Origin of the sequence: Curtobacterium sp. MCBA15_005 (assembly GCF_001864855.1) — a bacterium.
GTDB classification, from domain to species: Bacteria; Actinomycetota; Actinomycetes; order Actinomycetales; family Microbacteriaceae; genus Curtobacterium; species Curtobacterium flaccumfaciens.
This window is the reverse complement of record NZ_MJGL01000078.1, coordinates 131,383-149,053: the sequence shown is the minus strand read 5'-3', so window position 1 is coordinate 149,053 and position 17,671 is coordinate 131,383. Positions and strand designations below refer to the sequence as shown.

The following is a 17,671-nucleotide window of genomic DNA, read 5'->3' as shown; positions in this document are numbered from 1 at the left end:
CCGCGCGCCGGATGGCGACTTCCCCCGAGCAGTGCTCGTTCCTGTGGCACTATTTGTATGCCGTGCGCTGGGAGTACCCCGGCGTGCCTGTGTCGGGACCACGGGGACGGCCATGATCGGGGAAGGCAAAGGCGTGGAACTCCGCGACTACATCACGGTGCTCCGCAAGGGATGGGTGCTGATCGTCGTACTCGCCCTGGTGGGAGTGGCCGCAGCCGCAGGGTTCTCCCTGCTGAAGAAGCCGGTCTACTCGGCATCGGCGCAGGTCTTCGTCTCCACGGAGACGTCCGGCAGCGCCAGTGACCTGGCCCAGGGCAACACGTTCACCCAGCAGCGGGTGCTGACGTACTCGAACCTGGTGTCGACACCGATCGTGCTGCTGCCGGTCATCTCGTCGCTCAAGCTCGACATGAACGCGGACCAGCTCGCGACCATGGTGTCGGCGACGGCGCCGACGAGCACCACCCTCATCGCCATCTCGGTCGAGGGCACCGATCCGGTGCAGGCCGCGAACATCGCGAACGCGACCTCGCAGAGCCTGACCAACGTCGTGCAGGACATCGAGGCCACGGACGCGAGCGGCAAGAGCACGGTCAAGCTCACCCGCGTGAAGCAGGCCGACGTGCCGAGCACGCCGGTCAGCCCGAACGTCCCCGTCAACGTCGCGCTCGGGCTGCTCGTCGGGCTCGCCCTCGGTGTCGGCATCGCCGTCCTGCGCCAGACCCTGGACAACCGGATCCGCACCGAGCTCGACGTCGAGAAGATCAGCGACAAGCCGGTCGTCGGCGGGATCGCCTTCGACGCCAAGGCCGCCGAGCGCCCGCTCATCGTGCAGGTGGACCCGCGCAGCCCCCGCGCCGAGTCGTTCCGCACGCTCCGCACCAACCTGCAGTTCCTGGACATCGGCACCGGTGCCCGCACGTTCGTCATGACGTCGTCGATGCAGTCCGAGGGCAAGAGCACCACCGTCGCGAACCTGGCGATCGCCCTGGACAGCGCCGGGTTCCGCGTCATCCTGATCGACGCCGACCTGCGCCGCCCCCGCGTCGCCGAGTACATGGACGTCGAGAGCAACGCCGGTCTGACCGACGTGCTGATCGGCCGCGCCGACCTGGAGGACGTGGCCCACCCGTGGGGACGCGGCAAGCTCGTCGTCCTGCCCGCCGGTCAGATCCCGCCGAACCCGTCCGAGCTGCTCGGCTCGCGCGCGATGCAGGACCTGATCGACCTGCTCGAGCAGCAGTTCGACTACGTCCTGTTCGACGCCCCGCCGCTGCTGCCCGTCACCGACGCGGCGATCCTGGCCAAGAAGGCCTCCGGCGCGATCGTCGCGGTCGCCTCGGGGCAGACGCTGAAGGGCCAGCTCGCCGCGGCCGTCGCCACCCTCGAGAACGTCGGCGCCCCGGTCTCCGGCTTCGTCCTGACGAAGATGCCGCTGAAGGGCCCGGGCGCCTACGGCCACGGCCGCTACGGCTACGGCTACAGCTACGGCCACGACGAGGACGACAACACCGTGACCACGTCGACGCACCCGCCGAAGCGTGCCGGCAAGAAGCTGGGCGTGCTCCGCCGCGCCGGACGCTGAACGGGGCCGATCAGATGAAGAATCGCCGGGGGACCCGAAGCCTCGGCCGCGCACTGCCCCGGACCACGTTCATCCTGGTGGCCGTCGTGGTGGTGGCGCTGATCGTCGTCGACGTGGTGCTCGTCACACTCGCCCTGGGCCGCACCGCGCCCGAACAGAACGGACCGGCAGGTCCGATCCCGACCTTCTCGCAGGCACCGGATTCGAGCGAGACACCGAAGCCGAGTGCGTCTGCGGACGCAGACGCCGCGTCGACCAAGCAGCAGGGTCGCCGCCTGTTGGCAGCGGTCGACGGCCAGGAGGCGTGGCGCGCGTCCGGTGGGTCGTGCGGCGGCCCGCGGCCGGTGCTGGAACACTCCGTGGACGGCGGGGCGACGTGGGTCCCGGTGGGACTCGGGACGGATGTCGGATCGCTCATGGCGATCCGGGCCTCCAGTGCGGAGCTCTCGATCCTGGCAGGCGTCGGCGACGACTGCAGAACGACGGCGCGGACCAGCGCCGACGCCGGCGTGACGTGGCAAGCCGGGGCACCCGGCGCAGCCGGTGCCGGCATCAGTGCCGACGGCGTGGTGCTCTCGAAGGGGACCGTCCAGGCGCCGTGCGCCGACCCGATCGAGGCGTTCCAGGGGCAGCAGACCGCGGTCGTCATCTGCGACGGCCAACTCGAGTGGCGCACCGGTGAGGAAGCCTGGGTCGACGTGCCGATGGGCGGCGTGCGCTCGATCGCCGTCGACGGCAGCGACTACACGCTGGCCCGCGTGGGGGTCGCGTCGTGCGACGGCGTGCAGCTCGTGACGATGCCCGCCGCCGGGGTGACGCCGAGCACCCCCGTCACGCCGGTCGGTTGCGCTGACGGCGCGGACACGGACAACACCGTCACCATCGACCGCGCCGGCCAGGACGTGTGGCTGTGGGACGGCACGACCGTCCGGGTCTCGTCGGACGGTGGGGCGACGTGGTGACCGGGTCGTCCTCGTGACGGAGGACGCGCTCCGCGCACGACGCGCCCTCGGAGCCACCGACGAGTGGAGCCGCACGTACTCACGCCGTGTGCTCTTCACCGACCTGCTGGCCCTGATCTGGGTCGTCTTCGGCGTGCAGATCGCCTGGCTCGGGCTCGAGTCGAACCTGGCCACGAACACCGCCGACCTGCGACTGAGCTACTCCGCGATCTCCATCGTGGTGATCGTCGTGTGGATGAGCGCACTCGCCCTGTACGACACCCGCGGCGCGCGGGTGATCGGCGTCGGCAGCACCGAGTACCGCCTGGTCGCGGACTCCAGCGTTCGCGTGTTCGGCCTGCTCGCGATCGCGGCGTTCCTGCTGCACGTCGACCTGGCCCGCGGCTACGTGCTCATCGCGTTCCCGATCGGGATCCTCGTCCTCCTGTTGTCCCGGTGGATCTGGCGCCAGTGGCTCGTCGCCCAGCGTCAGCAGGGCGCCTACTCGGCGACGGTGCTGCTCGTCGGGTCGCCGGCCAGCGTGCTGCACATCGGCCGCGAACTCGCGCGTTCCCCCGAAGCCGGCTACCGCGTGGTCGGCGCCGTCGTGTCGACGAACCACCGCGGTCCGCTGGCCGGATCGACCATCCAGAGCCACGGCGGCTTCGACGACGTCGGCTCCGCGCTGCGCGAGACCGGTGCCGACACCGTCGTGATCACGAGTTCCGACGACCTGCCGCCGAAGCGCGTCCGGGAACTCAGCTGGTCGCTCGAGCCGGGTCGGCAGCACCTGGTGGTCGCGCCGAGCCTGACCGACATCGGTGGCCCGCGCATCCACACCCGGCCGGTGCAGGGCCTGCCGCTCATCCACGTCGAGACACCGACGTACTCGGGGCGCAAGCTCTACACGAAGCGCGCCTTCGACCTGCTCGGCGCGGGGCTGCTCGTCGTCGTCCTGTCGCCGCTGCTCCTCGTGCTGGCGGTGCTGGTGAAGACCACCTCGACCGGTCCGGTCTTCTTCCGGCAGGAGCGCGTCGGGCTGAACGGCAGCACCTTCCGGATGATCAAGTTCCGCTCGATGGTCGTCGATGCCGAGGAACGCCTGCAGGAGCTCAGTGCGCTCGACCGGGCCGAGGGCAACGACGTCCTGTTCAAGATGCGGAACGACCCCCGGGTCACCCGGGTCGGCAGGTTCATGCGCCGCTACAGCCTCGACGAAGTGCCGCAGCTGTTCAACGTCCTGGCCGGCAGCATGTCCCTCGTCGGACCCCGGCCGCCGCTCTCGCGGGAGGTCGCCCGCTACGACACCCATGTCCACCGTCGCTTCCTGGTGAAGCCGGGGATGACGGGGCTGTGGCAGGTGAGCGGTCGATCCGATCTGTCATGGGAGGACTCGGTGCGGCTGGATCTGTTCTACGTGGAGAACTGGTCGATGGTCGGCGACCTGCTGATCCTCTGGAAGACGATCCGCGCTGTCGTTGCGAACAAGGGTGCATATTGAACCGCAAGAACCCGAGACGACCCAGGGTCGCCGTCATCGGCACACGCGGATACCCGAGTTACTACGGAGGGTTCGAGACCGCCGTGAGACGGCTGGTCCCTTCCCTTGCGGACGCAGGTTGGGACGTGACGGTCTACGGCAGGAACGGCGCGCAGAACGACGACCCGACGCGAGACCCTCGTGTCACAGTGCGGCAGACTCGAGGGATCGAGTCGAAGGCCTTGAGCACGCTCACGTACGGCTTCACCTCGTCGGTGGACGCGATCGTGCGCGGTACCGATGTTGCCCTCGTCATGAACGTGGCCAACGGCTTCTGGCTCCCGCTCCTCCGGCTGCGCGGAGTCAGGACGGTCGTCAACGTCGACGGCATCGAGTGGGAGCGCGCGAAGTGGGGGAAGCTGGCTCGGGCGGTCTTCCGGGCCGGAGCATGGCTGACAGCGAAGTTCGCTGACACGATCGTGGTGGACGCCGAGGCGATCGGGGAGTACTGGCGGAAGAACTTCGGACGCGAGAGCCTGTTCATCCCCTACGGCGGCGACCGCGACGCGAGCGCCGAGGTTCCTCTGGATCTGCGGCACCGCGGGTACGTCCTCGTCGTTGCCAGGTTCGTCCCGGAGAACACGATCGCAGAGTTCCTCGGGGCAGCGAAGATCCTCGCTCGCGAGCACGACATCGTGATCGTCGGTTCAAGTGGGTACGGTGGCGAGTTGGAGCAGCTTGCCAGCCAACTCGCCGATGGCAACGAGAAGGTCCGGTGGCTGGGGCACCTCTCCGACGACCATCTGCTCCACGCTTTGTGGGAGCACGCGGGCGTCTACTTCCACGGACACAGCGTCGGAGGGACCAACCCAGCGCTGGTGCAGGCGATGGCGCTGGGAGCCCCCACCGTCGCCCTGGACACCGTCTACAACCGCGAGGTCCTCGGCCCGGACCACACCGCGTTCGTCGCGGCCGAGCCAAGCGGGATAGCCTCGGCCATCTCCACGGTCCTCCACGATCCGGAGGAGCAGGAGCGCATGAGCGCACTTGCCACGGAACGAGCCCGCGCTCGCTACTCCTGGCGGAGCGTCTCCGCGGGATACGAGGCGGCGCTCCGGCAACTCCTCGTGAAGGAGAAGTAGCTTGCCTCGGTCAATGGGCGACGTGAACGCCCCCAAACCGACCAGCAAGCTGCGCGACCTGGGCGCGAACGCCGTCGGCAACCTGATGGCCCCGCTCGCATCCTTCGCGAGCGCGCCGATCCTTGCCCAGGCGCTCGGCGTGTCCGAACGAGGGGAGCTTGCTGCGGCTACTGCTCCGTTCCTCTTCGCTTCCATCGCGGCGACGGTCGGCATCCCGGAGTCGATCACGTTCTTCACGGCACGCAGGAAGGGCGGGACGGGCCTTGTTTGGCGGAGTGTTCCTTTGCTCGCCGTCATGTCGGTGGTCGCCGCGATCGCCATCTTCTTCGCGGCTCCCTTCATCGCCGCCGGTGACGACGATGTGGCGCTGCTCATCCAGGCGAGCGGGGTCGCTCTGTTGCCCACCGCCCTGATCGCTGCCCTTCGGGGAGCCGCGGCTGGACACGGAGACTGGGCGGCGGTCCGCAACGAGCGGATCATCGGCGCGGTGGCACGTCTCGCGCCGATCGCAATCCTGGCTGCCGTCGGGGAGCTGACCGTGACGTCGGCAGCAGCGATCGTGGTGCTGTCCCCCTTGATTGGTTTGCTGGCGTTCCTCCGGCTCGGCCGGCACCCACGAGCGGAATCGTCTGTCGCCCAACGGCAGATGCTGGGCTACGGGTGGCGTGTCTGGATCGGCTCGTTGTCCGGCATTCTCCTTTCTCGGCTCGACCAGATCTTGCTGAACCCTTTGGCCGGCGAGCGTGAGCTCGGGCTCTACGTGGTCGCCGTCAACATCAGCGACGTCACGCTCATCGTGATGACGACCGTCACGTCGATCATGTTCACGCAGGACGCCCGCGAGCGCGACGATGCGGTGCTCGCGAAGACCGCCCGGCTGACGCTGCTCGTCATGCTCCTGGTCACTGTCGTGGTCGGCGTGAGCCTGCCGCTCTGGGTTGGCCCGTTCTTCGGAACTGGCTTCGAGGCTTCGATCCCAGCGGCTTGGGTGATGCTCATCACCTATGCTCTGACCGCACCAGGCGTCGTGGCCGGCACTGCGCTCGGAGCCCGTGGGAGGCCAGGGAGCCGCAGCGTGGCCCTCATCGTTGCGGTGGCGGTCAACTGCATCGGGGTCGTCGTGCTCGCACCACCGCTCGGAGCTCTCGGCGCGGCACTCGCCACTCTCGCCGGCAACGGGACCGCGGCGGCCTTGAACCTGTACTTCCTACACAAGCGGCTCGACGTCGATGTACGGCACTTCCACTCGGTGCATCCGGCCGAACTCCGCGAGCTGTGGACCTCGATACGCGCTCGCTTGCGATCTCGGTGATCTCCCGAAAGCGATCACGCTGGTGCGCCGCCAACGCAGCCGCTGTCGTGATCAGAACGGCGGGTCAGGCCGCATTCGTGTAGGTCCGACCCCGTGGCCGGCGAGCCGGGCGCTCCTCGCGACTTCGGGTGTTGTGCAGTGATGAACTCGTCGCGACGATGACGCCGAGAAGCATCCAGGTCACGGGTTGGAACAGCGCGTTCGAGAAGAAAGAGTTGGTCAGGACTGCGATCAACAACATCCCCTCTATCCGCTTCAGCGATGTGCACACGAGGAAGGCGATGAGCAAGAAGAACGGCACTGCGAGCCAAGCCGCGTCCACCCACAGACCGAGCGCCCAGTTGCTCGCTACTGAATTCGCTGACTGGTCCGAGTAGAAGATTCCGGAGACCCCCACCCGGCCGCTCGAGCTCAGACCGTGGCCATGCCAAGGGGCGCTGTCGGCGAGAGCACTCAAAGTCCGGTTCTGCTGCACGCGAGCTTGCGCAGACACGTCGTTGCTCTGAGCAGTCAGGGTGCTCCCCAGACGTGTGAGCAGGTCACGGCGCAAGTCGGGCAGTGCGGTCGTGGCGACGACGAGGGCAAAGAGGGTCAAGCAGAGGGCTCTCAGACGCCCCGTCTTCCCGTTCCCCAAGAGACGGTCACCTGGCGAACGTGTGCGGAACCAGACGAGGATCGCGATGATCGCCGCAACTCCCGCCCCGAGCCAGGCCGCTCTCGCAAAAGCCAGGATGAGTGCCGAGAGGTTGACCAGAACGAGAGCTATCCGAAGGGTCGGGTGCATGGGCAGCCGCCATGCAAGCAGCGTGCCGACCGCGGCGAACATCCCCAACCAGTCCGGTTCTGGGTAGAAGCCAGTGGGCCGCCCCAACGCTGAGACTTCGACGTGCCACAGGTCAGTGGGCACCAGGTGAGCGACTTGGAGCAGTCCGAGTGTGGCAGAAGCGGATGTTGCGCACAGCAGCCCCGACAGGATCGGTTGTCGAAGATCTTCGTCCCATCCTGCGGCGAGCATGGCTGCTGAGGCCGCCAGGGCCATCAGCTGCAGGGCAAGACCGGGGTTCACCACAAGATCGCCGAGGAACACGGTGAGCGCTATGGGCACGCAAGCGATCGGTAGAGCGAAGACCCTCCAGCCGAGTTGCGTCTCCTTGTGGCCCGCTCGTGCCAGGAACCAGGCAAGCACGATGGGCGTGAACAGGTGCACATTCTCGATCTGGACACTGAAGAGGCCGGCGCTGGCGCCCGCGACGAACGGGATCGCTGTGGTGCGGGCTCGCGAGGACGAGACGGCCCAGATGAACGTGACGACGAAGACGGCTGCCAGGACCGCGTACCCGAGCGGCGCGTTCATACGGGAGGCCGATCTTCAGCGGAAGTGTGCGCTGCCGGACCCTCGGCCGATTTCGACGAAGGCAAAGCCGGGACCGTGACAGCAACGTGGTGCTGGTCCCGTGAGAGACGAGTAGACAAGGCTCCGACGACATATCCCGTGAGGGCGAGGCATGTTTTGCGGAGGCGCTGAGATCGCTCGCGCCGGAGAGGGCGGAGGGCGAACTTCACAAGTTCCTTCAACCCCCTCGGGCGCAGGAGTTCCAAGCCGTTGCCCCGGTCGATCATGACTCGGACCCGGTTCCTTGCTGAGTAGTAGTAGAAGTTCCGGCTTTGACCTGTTTCGTCACTGGTTCCCCCGACCGCATGCCATACCGCTGCGTCTCGAATCACCGTCATGCGGAGTCCGAGGTCCTGTGCTCGTAGCGACAGTTCCACATCTTCCCAGTAGAGGAAGAGGTCATCGCGGAATCCTCGGAGTCGACGCCAGGCTTCCGGTGTGAAGACGGGTGCTGCGCCGCACATGAAAGTCGTGGGACGGGCCTCGTCGATGGTGGTCGGGTCGTATGGCTTCAGGTAGTCGTCGTGTACCACGTTCCCTGTCCGACCGTCAGCGACGCCCCCTGCGAACCAAATTCGCTCGTCGCCGCTGTCGCCGGTGAGCACGAGCGGGCTCACGATGTCGTCAAGACGGAGAGAGAGCCTCCGCGCAAGCGATTCGGGTGCCCCCGCAGCTGGCTCCGTATCCGGGTTGAGGAGCCAGACAGGAGAGTTCGGAGCTGCACCCAGAGCGAAGTCGATCCCGTGGTTTGCGCCGGCACCGAAGCCCACGTTGCTGGGTTCGATGATGATCTTCGTCGGTACGGGCAACCTGATGGATGCGAGCCGCTCAGCCTCGATCGGGTCGTTGGAGTTGTCGACCAGAACGACTCGTTCACACCATGTCGGATCCACCGCCGCTGTGCTCCTCCTGACGAAGTCCGAGCTGTGGTAGTTCACGATGACGACGCTGAGCATCACGGGCTGCCCTCTTTCCTCATCCGCTCGAGAGCTCCCAGCACTCGCCGTCCGAACGCTTCCTTGCTGTACTCGCGTTCCCAGTAAGCGCGTACCTCGTCCGCCCGCGTGCCGGAGGTCTGCCCGGCGGCACGCAGCTGGGTCAGGAGGTTTGTGCCTGCACGTTGGACGAAGTCTCCGTCGAAGTACTCGTCCATGCCAGCGACCCACGAAGCGATGACGGGCTTACCCCTCTGGAGCGCCTCGACGAGCACCATGTGGCCGGCTGCTCGCCCGTTGTCCGTGAGGGGTAGGAACACGACGTCGCTGTCTGCGAGGAACGAACTGAACTCAGCGGCGTCGATGGAGGGCAAACGACGAACTCGTCCGGTGTCGAACTGGAGAGTTCCTCCTGCCGCGATGACGAGTCGGAGGTCGTCGCTGGCTTCGACTTCGGCGACGAGCTTCGAGATGGCCTCTTCGTCTCGATCCGAAGTCCCGCCGACGAAGATCGTCGTCGTGGCTTCTTCGTTCTGCGCCTGAAACGCCGACGACTGCGAGGCGGGTGGATCTGCGAAGGTTGCTCCGTAACGCACTGACAGCGCCCGTCCACCGGCTGTTCGCCATCTCGACGCCTCATGCTCCGACAGCGTGACTACCGGGCGAGACCCGAGCATGCTCCGCAGCAAACGCCAGCTCCGACCGTCCTCGACGGCGTACAAACCCACAGTCGACACGTCGCGGTAGCCGAAGATCCGAGCGGCAACCGTCGTCCACGGATTCATCGCGATGAGCGGCCCGTGTGCCAATGACAGGCGTGCACGGGCGGCGACACGGAACGCATCGAATCCGAGCCCGAGCGCCCGAAAACCGAAACGCTTCCCACTGGGCGCCGGCTTCTCAACCCGGATGACTCGGCGAACGCGCGGGTCGTTGCCCCACCGCTCGGCACCTTCGAGCGGGCGAGCTCCGAGGTCCAGGACGGTCCACCTCATGAGCGGGCCCAAGTCTTCCACTCGTTGAGCGCCCACGCGGTAGCGTCCGCGCGCACTTCTTCGAGCAATGCGGTTTCACTGGCGATCGCTGATCGAATGGTCCCAGACCATTCGCTCGCTCCGGCGTCTTGCTCGAGGAGGAATGGATAGCTCGCACCGGTCATGGAGGAGAGCTCCCTGGCGGTGCCGATCACGGGCACGGCGGCCTCGATCGCGCGCGCAGCGATGCCACTCTGATAGTAGCGCCGGTAGGGGATCAAGACAGCGGAACTCGTGTTGACGAGGTCATCCATTTCGTCCTCAGAGACGAATTCATCTCGCACAGCCCAACCAGCAACCGGAGGCCAACCGCGGCCGACGATCTCGAGCCGCGTGTCTGGAAGCAAGGGCGCGAGCGATTCCAGGAGGGCGACGTCGCGGTCCGGCTTCCATTGCCCGAGTACCCGCACGAATGGCGGATCTGAGGGAGCCGGGGCCGTCGCCTGGTTGACGATCGGGTGTGGAAGCTGGACCAGTGGCCCTGCACGACCTGCGAGGTCCTCGGCGGCGAGTTCACTGTGCACCAAGAGTGAATGCTTCGGGGCAAGAAGCGTCGCAATTCGTGTGCTCAGGGAGCTGTATCCGACGGCGCGAACGAGTGGCAGCGGATCGTGCATCACGATCGTCGTGGGTCGGCCGGCAAGCAACGGAGCGACGACACGATCGATGTGTCCCAGGACCGGCCACGTCACGAGGACACGGCAACCGTGACGGCGCACCCGTCGGGCACGGAGCAACGCACTGGCGTAATCCCTGACCCAGGCGAGACGCGATCGGCCGGAGAAAGACGGTTCGGGTACCGAGAAGACAGTTACAGAGGAGCCCGAGTCGACGAGCATCTGTTGCAAACGCTTCGTGTAGTGCCGCAGAGCTCCGGCCAGTGGGTTCACGATGATCACATCAGCGGGAGGGCAAGAAGGCCCGGTCGGATCGGTCACCCCTTCGTTCCCCTCGCTCTGATGGTTCGACGCATTCAGCCCGTACACCGCGGTACCCGGCGGACGGACGGAGGCAACAGTCCGCGGCGTCGACAACGTGAGCCTACCGATGGGGGAGAGGGGCTCACTGTCATTCGTGAAGCCACGAGTCGGCTGCTACTCGCCCGTCGACCGTCGGAAGCGACTCGCGAACAGCTGCCCGCGGAAGCAACTGTCCCATGGTGCTGACCACGTGCGTCCCGAGCGCCTCTGCCAGCTCGGCTGTCGGGACAACGGTGTGCCCGTGTTCTCGCAACCAGTCAGCGAGACCGGTCTCGTCCGAAGCGACGATGGTCACGCCGGCGGCGAGTGCTTCTCGCAGTTGCAGCCCGATCTGCTCTCGCCAGCGGCCGTCGCGAACGCTCGGGGCGATCAGGACGTCTGCAGCCTCGTAGAACAAGGCAAGTTCTTCGTGGGGGACCTGCCCTAGGTACCGCCTTCGGTCAGGGCTCCTGCGGACCCAATCTTCGACTACGGGTCGCAGCGGACCACTACCGATGATCGTGATGGTCGCCGTCGGGAGTTCAGCTTCGACCTTTGTCCACGCATCGAGCAGGACCGGTATCCCCTTGCGGTGTTCGAGCCCGCCGACGAAGAGCGTGTTCTGGCCGTGCACTCGCGGGCTCTCCTCTTCGTTCGACCAGGAGGTGCGTGCGGGGAGCTCGGTGAACACCCGAGTGCTGGGCAGCCGGAGACTCCCTATGTGCTCGTAGGCGCGTCGAGCTCCATCGGAGCCGAAGGCAACCCGATCGACGAGTGGAGTGACGATGGTCCCGAGGAGCCAGATGAAGGACTTCTTCACGACCCGCGGCACGGGAGCGCTGCCGAAGAGCGCGTCTGCCGGCATGTTGTTCTCCAGCGCGTAGAACACTGTCCGGGCAGGTCGTCGGGTCACGAGGCGGGCAATCCGCGCGCTGATCATGAGGATCAAGGCCGTCGGGAGAAAACGGGCCCAGAGTGGCTCCGGGATCTCGATGCTCCGTGCACCCGTGGTGAAGATGCGCCACATTGCCGAGAACACGTTCACGTGGATGAACCAAGCGGGCAAGGTGGACTGATCCGGAAGGTCCGTGTGCCGGATGAAGTACCAGATCTCCGCTGGGCCCATCTGTTCCGACAGCGCCACGTCAGCACCACGCAAGTGAACGTGGATACGGATGGATCGGGAGCGATCTCGGTGGGGGGCCGTCATGGACGCTCCTCGTCGGTGCTGGCGGTCGCGTAACGTGAGTCTCGCATGGCCGTCGCCCCTGGCGTGCTCCGGCGGAAGGAGACTGGTGCGAGTCTTCGCATGCATCGTGACCTACGAGCCCGACATCGAGCTTCTGAACGCCAACATCGCCGCGGTTCTCGGCCAGGTCGAGGGGGTCGTGCTGGTCGACAACGCCTCGAAGAATCTCTCGTCGTTCTTGCAGACGCTCGATCCTCGTGTCGACGTCCTCCGTCAGTCGCAGAATCAGGGCTTGTCCAGGGCGATGAACGCGGCCGCGCGCCGTGCTCAAGCGGAAGGCGCCGATGCTGTTCTGATGCTGGATCAGGACTCCGTCGTTTCCGCGGGTGCCGGCGCTTCCCTCTCGAACGCCTTGCGTGCTGACCCACGCCTCGCCATCGTTGCCGCCCACATGGTTGACCGGAACGTCGCGGGAGCCGGTGAGTCGCCGACGCACGTGTTGGAAGCGGTGAACGCCTGCATCACTTCCGGTTCCCTTGTGCGACTGAGTGACTGGGCCGCCGTGGGCGGATGGGACGAGAACCTGTTCATCGACTACGTCGACTTCGACTTCTGCCTCCGTCTCCGTATGCGAGGACGGGGCATCAGGATCGACCACGAAACGAAGCTGGACCACGCAATTGGCGACGCGCAGCGAGTTGGCCGAGTCGTGGTGTGGGGGCACGGAGCGACACGCCTTGAGCACATGGCGAACGACGTCGTGCGCTACGCGAAGAAGCATCGACGATCTCCGGCTGGGCTTCAGGTGGTTCCGCGTGGCGTCGCACGGGCAGTCGCGGGACTCTGCTGGAAGGCTGCGGTCGTCCTGCGGTACGAGCAGGACAAGTCCGCGAAGTTGCGCGCACTGGTGAAAGGGGCCATCAGGGGACTGTCGCGGCGGATCGACGGGGAGCTTGCGCAGGAGTCAGGGCGATATGGCACTGTGGCGGCGGATCAGTAGGATTTGTGCGTCGAAGAGCGCAGGTCTCTTCCAGAACCGACTGAGTCGCGGCCACCCAAGGAACTCAACAGGCGAGTTCGGCCGTTGCGGGCCAAGTCTTTGCCTGCACGAGCCGGGTGCCCGCATAGGCTTGTCTCATGTCCGACGCGCCCGAGTCGCGACGCACTGCAGCACGCCGGGGGTCCAGGGCCCGGATAGTCCTGTGGGTCGTCCTCGCCCTTGTCCTGCTGCTGATCCTCGCCGTCGCCTGGGTCGGTGTCCGCGGCATGCTCGCCAAGGGGCACCTGGAGCGCGCCGTCGGGGACGTCGACACGCTCCGGTCCCAGCTGACCGGCGGAGACACCGCCGCCGCCCAGAAGACGGCGCGCCACCTCGAGGGCGAAGCAGCGTCGGCGCGATCGCTGACCGGTGACCCCGTCTGGGGTGCGGCGCAGTCCGTGCCGTTCTTCGGGACGAACCTGCGGGCCGTGCGTGACGTGTCGGTGATCGTCGACGATGTGGCCAGCGACGCCGTCAGTCCGGTCGCTGGCGTCCTCGGGAAGCTCGGGTCTGACTCGTTCGCGCCGAAGAACGGCAGGATCGACCTCCAGCCGATCGAGGACGCGCAGCCGCCGGTCGCTGAGGCCACGAAGACGCTCCAGCAGGCACGCACCGACGCGGCCCGGATCGACACCAGTGGAACACTGTCGCCGGTCACCACCGCGGTGGGGCAGCTGCGGAACGCCCTGTCGTCAGCGTCCGAGCAGGCGGTCGCAGCGAACCGGATCGTGCAGCTCGCGCCAGCGATGCTCGGCCAGGACGGGGACCGCAACTACCTGCTGCTGTTCCAGAACAACGCCGAGTTGCGCGCCGGCGGAGGCATACCCGGCGCGGTGGCGCTCCTGCAGGTGAAGGACGGTGCCATCAGCCTCGGGAACCAAGCGTCGGGGTCCTCGTTCGGCGAGTACGACCAGCCGGTGCTGCCGTTGTCCGCTGACACGCGGGGGCTCTACGGGGAGATCACCGGCGAGTACATGCAGGACGTCACGCTCACGCCACGCTTCGATGTGTCAGCGAAGCTCGCTCGGGAGATGTGGAAGCAGCGTTTCGGGCAGCAGGTCGACGGTGTGCTCGCCATGGATCCTGTGACGCTCGGGTACGTCCTGAGGGCAACGGGGCCAGTGCGGCTGCCGACCGGCGACACTCTCACGTCCGACAACGCGGTCCAGCTGCTGCTCAGCGATGTCTACGCGAAGTACCCGGACGGCAATGTGCAGGACGCGTTGTTCGCTTCTGCAGCGAGTGGGGTCTTCGAGAAGATCGCATCGGGTGGATTCGACGCGAAGGCCTTCGTGTCTGCGCTGACCCAGAGCGCTGATGAGGGCCGCATGCGGCTCTGGAGCGCGGACAAGGCGGAGCAGCGCCGCATCAGCGGGACACCGATCGCAGGTGAACTGCCGACGGCGACCCCCGACTCGAGCCAGTTCGCCGTCTACCTGAACGACGGCACCGGCGCGAAGATGGACTACTACCTCGAGAAGAGCGTCTCCGTCGGCAGCTCGGTGTGCCGGAAGGACGGGCGACCGACGTCCGTCGTCCAGATCACCATCAAGAACACGGCACCGGCCGATGCGGCGACCAGCCTCCCCGAGTACGTCACCGGCGGTGGGAACTTCGGTGTGGAGCCCGGCAAGATCAAGACCCTGCTCGCCGCGTACGCACCCGAGGACGCGATCTTGCTCGGCGCCACGAAGGACGGCAAGACGACCGCAGTGCAGACGGCGACCGACGGCGGGCACCCCGTGGCCCAGCTGCAGACCCTGCTCGCCCCCGGCGAGAGTCTGACCTACCGCGTCGCGTTCCTCGGCGAGGCGAAGTACGCGAAGGCGGCGGTGCAGGCGGACTCGACTCCTGGCGTCCGGCAGACCGAGACGAAGCCCCTCACGTTCGACTGCGAGCGGCCGCTCACCGCGGGCTGACAACGGAACCTCCGCAAAGCGAACCGCGAGTGTGCCCCCACTCCGAGGGGCAACGCACCAACCTGTCCGGGCGCAAAGGTCCTTGATCGAACGCACAGTGTGCTCTGGTGCACACCATTGAGGCCTCTCACCTGGGGTTTCTGTTGTGTGGAGCCTCGATGGACCGACGGTAGGGCCGTGTGACGGGTACTTGGCGCGGATGAACACACGTCGACCAATGAACAAAATCCACGCGATCTGGTACCAAGCTGGGAAAGTCCGCTAGATTGAGACAACTTCGCCATAACAACCGCCATTTCTGTGGCTGGGGTCAACCACCGGCGAACAGCGGGCTCTGGGTGTCAGGGTCTGGATTTTCAGATCTTTAGGGGAACCATTCATGAAGAAGCTCATCGCAGCGGTGGTGCTGGCTGGCGCCGCACTGCTCGCCACTCCGGCCGTCGCCAACGCCGCCGGTTACACGCCTGACTCCGACGTCTCCGTCTCCGGCACCGCCGTTGCCGGTGGCACCGCGGCCGTGAGCTTCACGCCGGGTGCCTTCCAGGACAACGAGACCGTCAACGTCCAGGTCACCGGTGCCGGTGCGGTCACGCTCGGCGCGCTGCCGACCACGACCGTCTCAAAGACCTACACGGCCGCTTCGGACGGCTCGCTCGTCGTCAAGGTCACGTTCCCCCAGGGCGCCTCGGGCACCTACAACCTGACGGCCACCGGCGCCACCTCGGGTGTCGTCGGCTTCGCGGCCTTCACCGTCGCCCCGGCTGACGCTGCTGCGGTTCCCGCAGCTGGCGCCGGTGCTGGCAACGGCACCGACGGCACGCTGGCCTTCACGGGTTCGACCGTCTCCGCCCTGGCCCTCTGGGTCGCCGGCGGCGCAGTCGTCCTCGGTGGTGGCCTCCTGCTGGTCCGCGGCTCGGTCCGCCGCCAGCGCGAGTCCGTCTGAGTCTCAACGCACTGAACGAAGCCCCCGGAGCATCTGCTCCGGGGGCTTCTTCGTGTGCGGGGATGGTCGTCAGCGCCGCCGAGCCGCCCGGCTGAGCAGCAGTACGCCCACCACGGCCCCCAGGACCGCCCCCACGCCGTTGGCGACGACGTCGTCGATGGTCGCGGTGCGGGCGGGCAGGAACAGCGCTTGGCCGGTCTCGATGCACGTGCTGACGACGAGCCCCGCGGCGATGGCAGCCCACCACCACCGCGCTCCGGCGAGCAGCACCACGAGCAGTCCGAGCGGCACGAAGTAGACCACGTTCGCGAGGGACTCGACGGCGGCGTAGTCGATGCGCTCCGGCAGGCCGTGACGGTGCGCGACTGCGAGCGCGCGGGTGAGCCACGGGCCTCCTCCAGCGTCGACGGGGGAACCCCAGAACCCGACGAGCGCCAGGGCGACGCCGTAGGCGATCGCCAGCCCCGTCGCGAACCGACGGCTGCGCCAGGTGGCCGGGGCGCGGTCGTCGACGCGGGGCTTGTCGGAGGTCACGTGCCGACGCTAGCGAGTCGCGCCTCCAGGCAGGTGTCCGCGCCATTTCGTCCCCCGATCACGGCGATCCGGAAAACGAGTACCCCGATCCTGACGCTGTACCCCGGAAGTGCGACGCACCTGCCCGGAAATCCGGGGCTGCCCGATGGGTGGCATTGACGGAACCCGTGAATTCGCGGGCCTCGCTGGCGATCCCCTCGGCACTTCTCGTAGCGTTCTGGTGTCAGCAGATGTACCCCGGATCGTGAAGGAGAGCGACATGAGCATCACCGTGAACAACGCGACGCAGGCCGAGGTCACCCTCGACACCGACACCGTGGACACCATCGCGATCCTCGAAGCCGATGCAGCGCTCTCGTCGCGTCCCAAGCGCGCAAAGGTCACCTGGGTGCAGGAAGACCAGGGCGAGTGGATCGCCGGCTACGGCGGGTACTTCGGCGGCAGCGTCGACAAGCGCGACGACCGTTACGTGGCCTCCGACACCTTCGGGCTCGTCGTGGGCGAGTTCTCCTCCCTCGAAGAGGCGCAGACCAAGCTCGAGGACCAGCTCCACGTCATGCTCCCGCCGGTGATCCGGCCGGTCGAGTGACGACAGCGGACACCAGCTCCACAGGCGTCGGCCGCGACGCCCGCACCACCCGGAACCACCGGCGCCACCCAGCACGCAGCACAGCACGAAGGAGCAGGACCATGAGCACGACCGTCGCCCACCGCCAGCAGGCCGAGGTGACCCTGGACACCCAGACGATCGAGGTCATCGCCGAGATCGAGGCCCAGGTCGTGGCTCCCGTGCAGGCTGCCCCCGTCCGCATCTCGTGGGCCCAGGCCGACACGGGCCTGTGGGTCGCGAACTACGGCGGCTACTACGGCGGCACCGTCGACCGTCAGGGCAGCCACTTCTTCGTCGCCGACACCTTCGGTGAGTACGTCGGGGACTTCCGTTCCCTCGACGAGGCGAAGGCACGCCTGGCCGAACGCCTGCACGTGCTGCTGCCGGACGTCGTCCGTCCGACCGCCTGATCGCTGCTGATCGCTCGCTGATCCTCGAACCCCCGCCGGCCCTGCCGGCGGGGGTTCTTCCGTGCGCCCGGGGCGCGATCGGACCGCGCCGGGGTGCCGTGGCAGGCCAGGCTGCGGCATGGCCCCTGAACGAGTGGTCCCCCCTATTGGGGACCCCGGTTGTCCCCATCCGAACCCGAGGAACTGCCAGGATCAACCTGGCGCCAACGACCGTTCTCCCTGATCCTCCGGTCGGTTTCGGTGCCC

Annotated in this window: 16 protein-coding genes; 10 read left to right on the top strand and 6 right to left on the bottom strand. The window is 67.1% G+C overall.

The genetic code is table 11. The features are described from left to right. Window positions 1–133: 133 nt before the first annotated feature. Genes BIU89_RS16565 through BIU89_RS16545 form a run of 5 tightly spaced genes read left to right on the top strand, consistent with a single transcriptional unit; the run spans window position 134 to window position 6,460 of the window. Window positions 134–1,585: a polysaccharide biosynthesis tyrosine autokinase gene (locus BIU89_RS16565; RefSeq protein WP_071248450.1), complete on the top strand. Its 1,452-nt coding sequence runs from the start codon at window positions 134–136 to the stop codon at window positions 1,583–1,585. A 14-nt stretch (window positions 1,586–1,599) separates the two neighbouring features. Beyond that, the gene (locus BIU89_RS16560) at window positions 1,600–2,547 is read left to right on the top strand and encodes a hypothetical protein (protein WP_139179307.1); all 948 of its coding nucleotides are present in this window, start codon (window positions 1,600–1,602) and stop codon (window positions 2,545–2,547) included. Between the two features lie 13 nt (window positions 2,548–2,560). Next, window positions 2,561–4,027 carry a sugar transferase gene (locus tag BIU89_RS16555; protein ID WP_254791680.1) on the top strand — a complete coding sequence of 489 codons (1,467 nt, stop codon included), beginning with the start codon at window positions 2,561–2,563 and terminating at the stop codon, window positions 4,025–4,027. After that, complete coding sequence (locus BIU89_RS16550; RefSeq protein ID WP_071248441.1) at window positions 4,024–5,148, top strand: glycosyltransferase; 1,125 nt, start codon at window positions 4,024–4,026, stop codon at window positions 5,146–5,148. Before BIU89_RS16555 ends, BIU89_RS16550 begins: the two co-directional genes overlap by 4 nt. Before the next feature lie 13 nt (window positions 5,149–5,161). Then, entirely contained in the window at window positions 5,162–6,460 is a 1,299-nt protein-coding gene (locus tag BIU89_RS16545; RefSeq protein WP_071248438.1) for a lipopolysaccharide biosynthesis protein, read from the top strand. A gap of 64 nt (window positions 6,461–6,524) precedes the next feature. Here the strand turns inward: BIU89_RS16545 and BIU89_RS16540 are convergent, their stop codons facing one another. From BIU89_RS16540 to BIU89_RS16525, 5 genes are all read right to left on the bottom strand, one after another. Beyond that, window positions 6,525–7,814 (bottom strand): O-antigen ligase family protein, encoded by a 1,290-nt coding sequence (locus tag BIU89_RS16540; RefSeq protein WP_071248435.1) that lies wholly within the window; start codon window positions 7,812–7,814, stop codon window positions 6,525–6,527. Continuing rightward, on the bottom strand, window positions 7,811–8,809 hold the full coding sequence (locus BIU89_RS18295) for a glycosyltransferase family 2 protein (RefSeq protein ID WP_254791684.1): 999 nt from the start codon (window positions 8,807–8,809) through the stop codon (window positions 7,811–7,813). The genes BIU89_RS16540 and BIU89_RS18295 overlap by 4 nt, the downstream gene beginning before the upstream one ends. Then, window positions 8,809–9,783, bottom strand: a complete 975-nt coding sequence (locus BIU89_RS16535) for a glycosyltransferase (RefSeq protein WP_071248432.1) — start codon at window positions 9,781–9,783, stop codon at window positions 8,809–8,811. Before BIU89_RS16535 ends, BIU89_RS18295 begins: the two co-directional genes overlap by 1 nt. Further along, entirely contained in the window at window positions 9,780–10,760 is a 981-nt protein-coding gene (locus BIU89_RS18290) for a glycosyltransferase family 4 protein (RefSeq protein WP_139179301.1), read from the bottom strand. The genes BIU89_RS16535 and BIU89_RS18290 overlap by 4 nt, the downstream gene beginning before the upstream one ends. A 130-nt stretch (window positions 10,761–10,890) precedes the next feature. After that, window positions 10,891–11,925, bottom strand: a complete 1,035-nt coding sequence (locus tag BIU89_RS16525; RefSeq protein WP_071248427.1) for a glycosyltransferase family 4 protein — start codon at window positions 11,923–11,925, stop codon at window positions 10,891–10,893. 172 nt (window positions 11,926–12,097) lie between these two features. Between BIU89_RS16525 and BIU89_RS16520 the strand changes: the two genes are divergently transcribed. From BIU89_RS16520 to BIU89_RS16510, 3 genes are all read left to right on the top strand, one after another. Then, entirely contained in the window at window positions 12,098–12,970 is an 873-nt protein-coding gene (locus tag BIU89_RS16520) for a glycosyltransferase (RefSeq protein WP_175475046.1), read from the top strand. A 137-nt stretch (window positions 12,971–13,107) separates the two neighbouring features. Continuing rightward, complete coding sequence (locus BIU89_RS16515) at window positions 13,108–14,928, top strand: DUF4012 domain-containing protein (protein ID WP_071248421.1); 1,821 nt, start codon at window positions 13,108–13,110, stop codon at window positions 14,926–14,928. Between the two features lie 379 nt (window positions 14,929–15,307). Next, the gene (locus BIU89_RS16510) at window positions 15,308–15,871 is read left to right on the top strand and encodes a hypothetical protein (RefSeq protein ID WP_071248418.1); all 564 of its coding nucleotides are present in this window, start codon (window positions 15,308–15,310) and stop codon (window positions 15,869–15,871) included. A gap of 69 nt (window positions 15,872–15,940) precedes the next feature. Here the strand turns inward: BIU89_RS16510 and BIU89_RS16505 are convergent, their stop codons facing one another. Continuing rightward, window positions 15,941–16,405: a VanZ family protein gene (locus BIU89_RS16505; RefSeq protein WP_083404444.1), complete on the bottom strand. Its 465-nt coding sequence runs from the start codon at window positions 16,403–16,405 to the stop codon at window positions 15,941–15,943. 259 nt (window positions 16,406–16,664) lie between these two features. On the opposite strand from BIU89_RS16505, the gene BIU89_RS16500 reads away from it, so the two are divergent. Continuing rightward, window positions 16,665–16,994, top strand: a complete 330-nt coding sequence (locus BIU89_RS16500) for a hypothetical protein (protein WP_071248415.1) — start codon at window positions 16,665–16,667, stop codon at window positions 16,992–16,994. A 101-nt stretch (window positions 16,995–17,095) separates the two neighbouring features. Further along, a complete protein-coding gene (locus BIU89_RS16495; RefSeq protein WP_071248412.1) occupies window positions 17,096–17,425 on the top strand; it encodes a hypothetical protein in 330 nt (109 codons plus the stop codon). The last annotated feature ends 246 nt before the right edge of the window (window positions 17,426–17,671 follow it).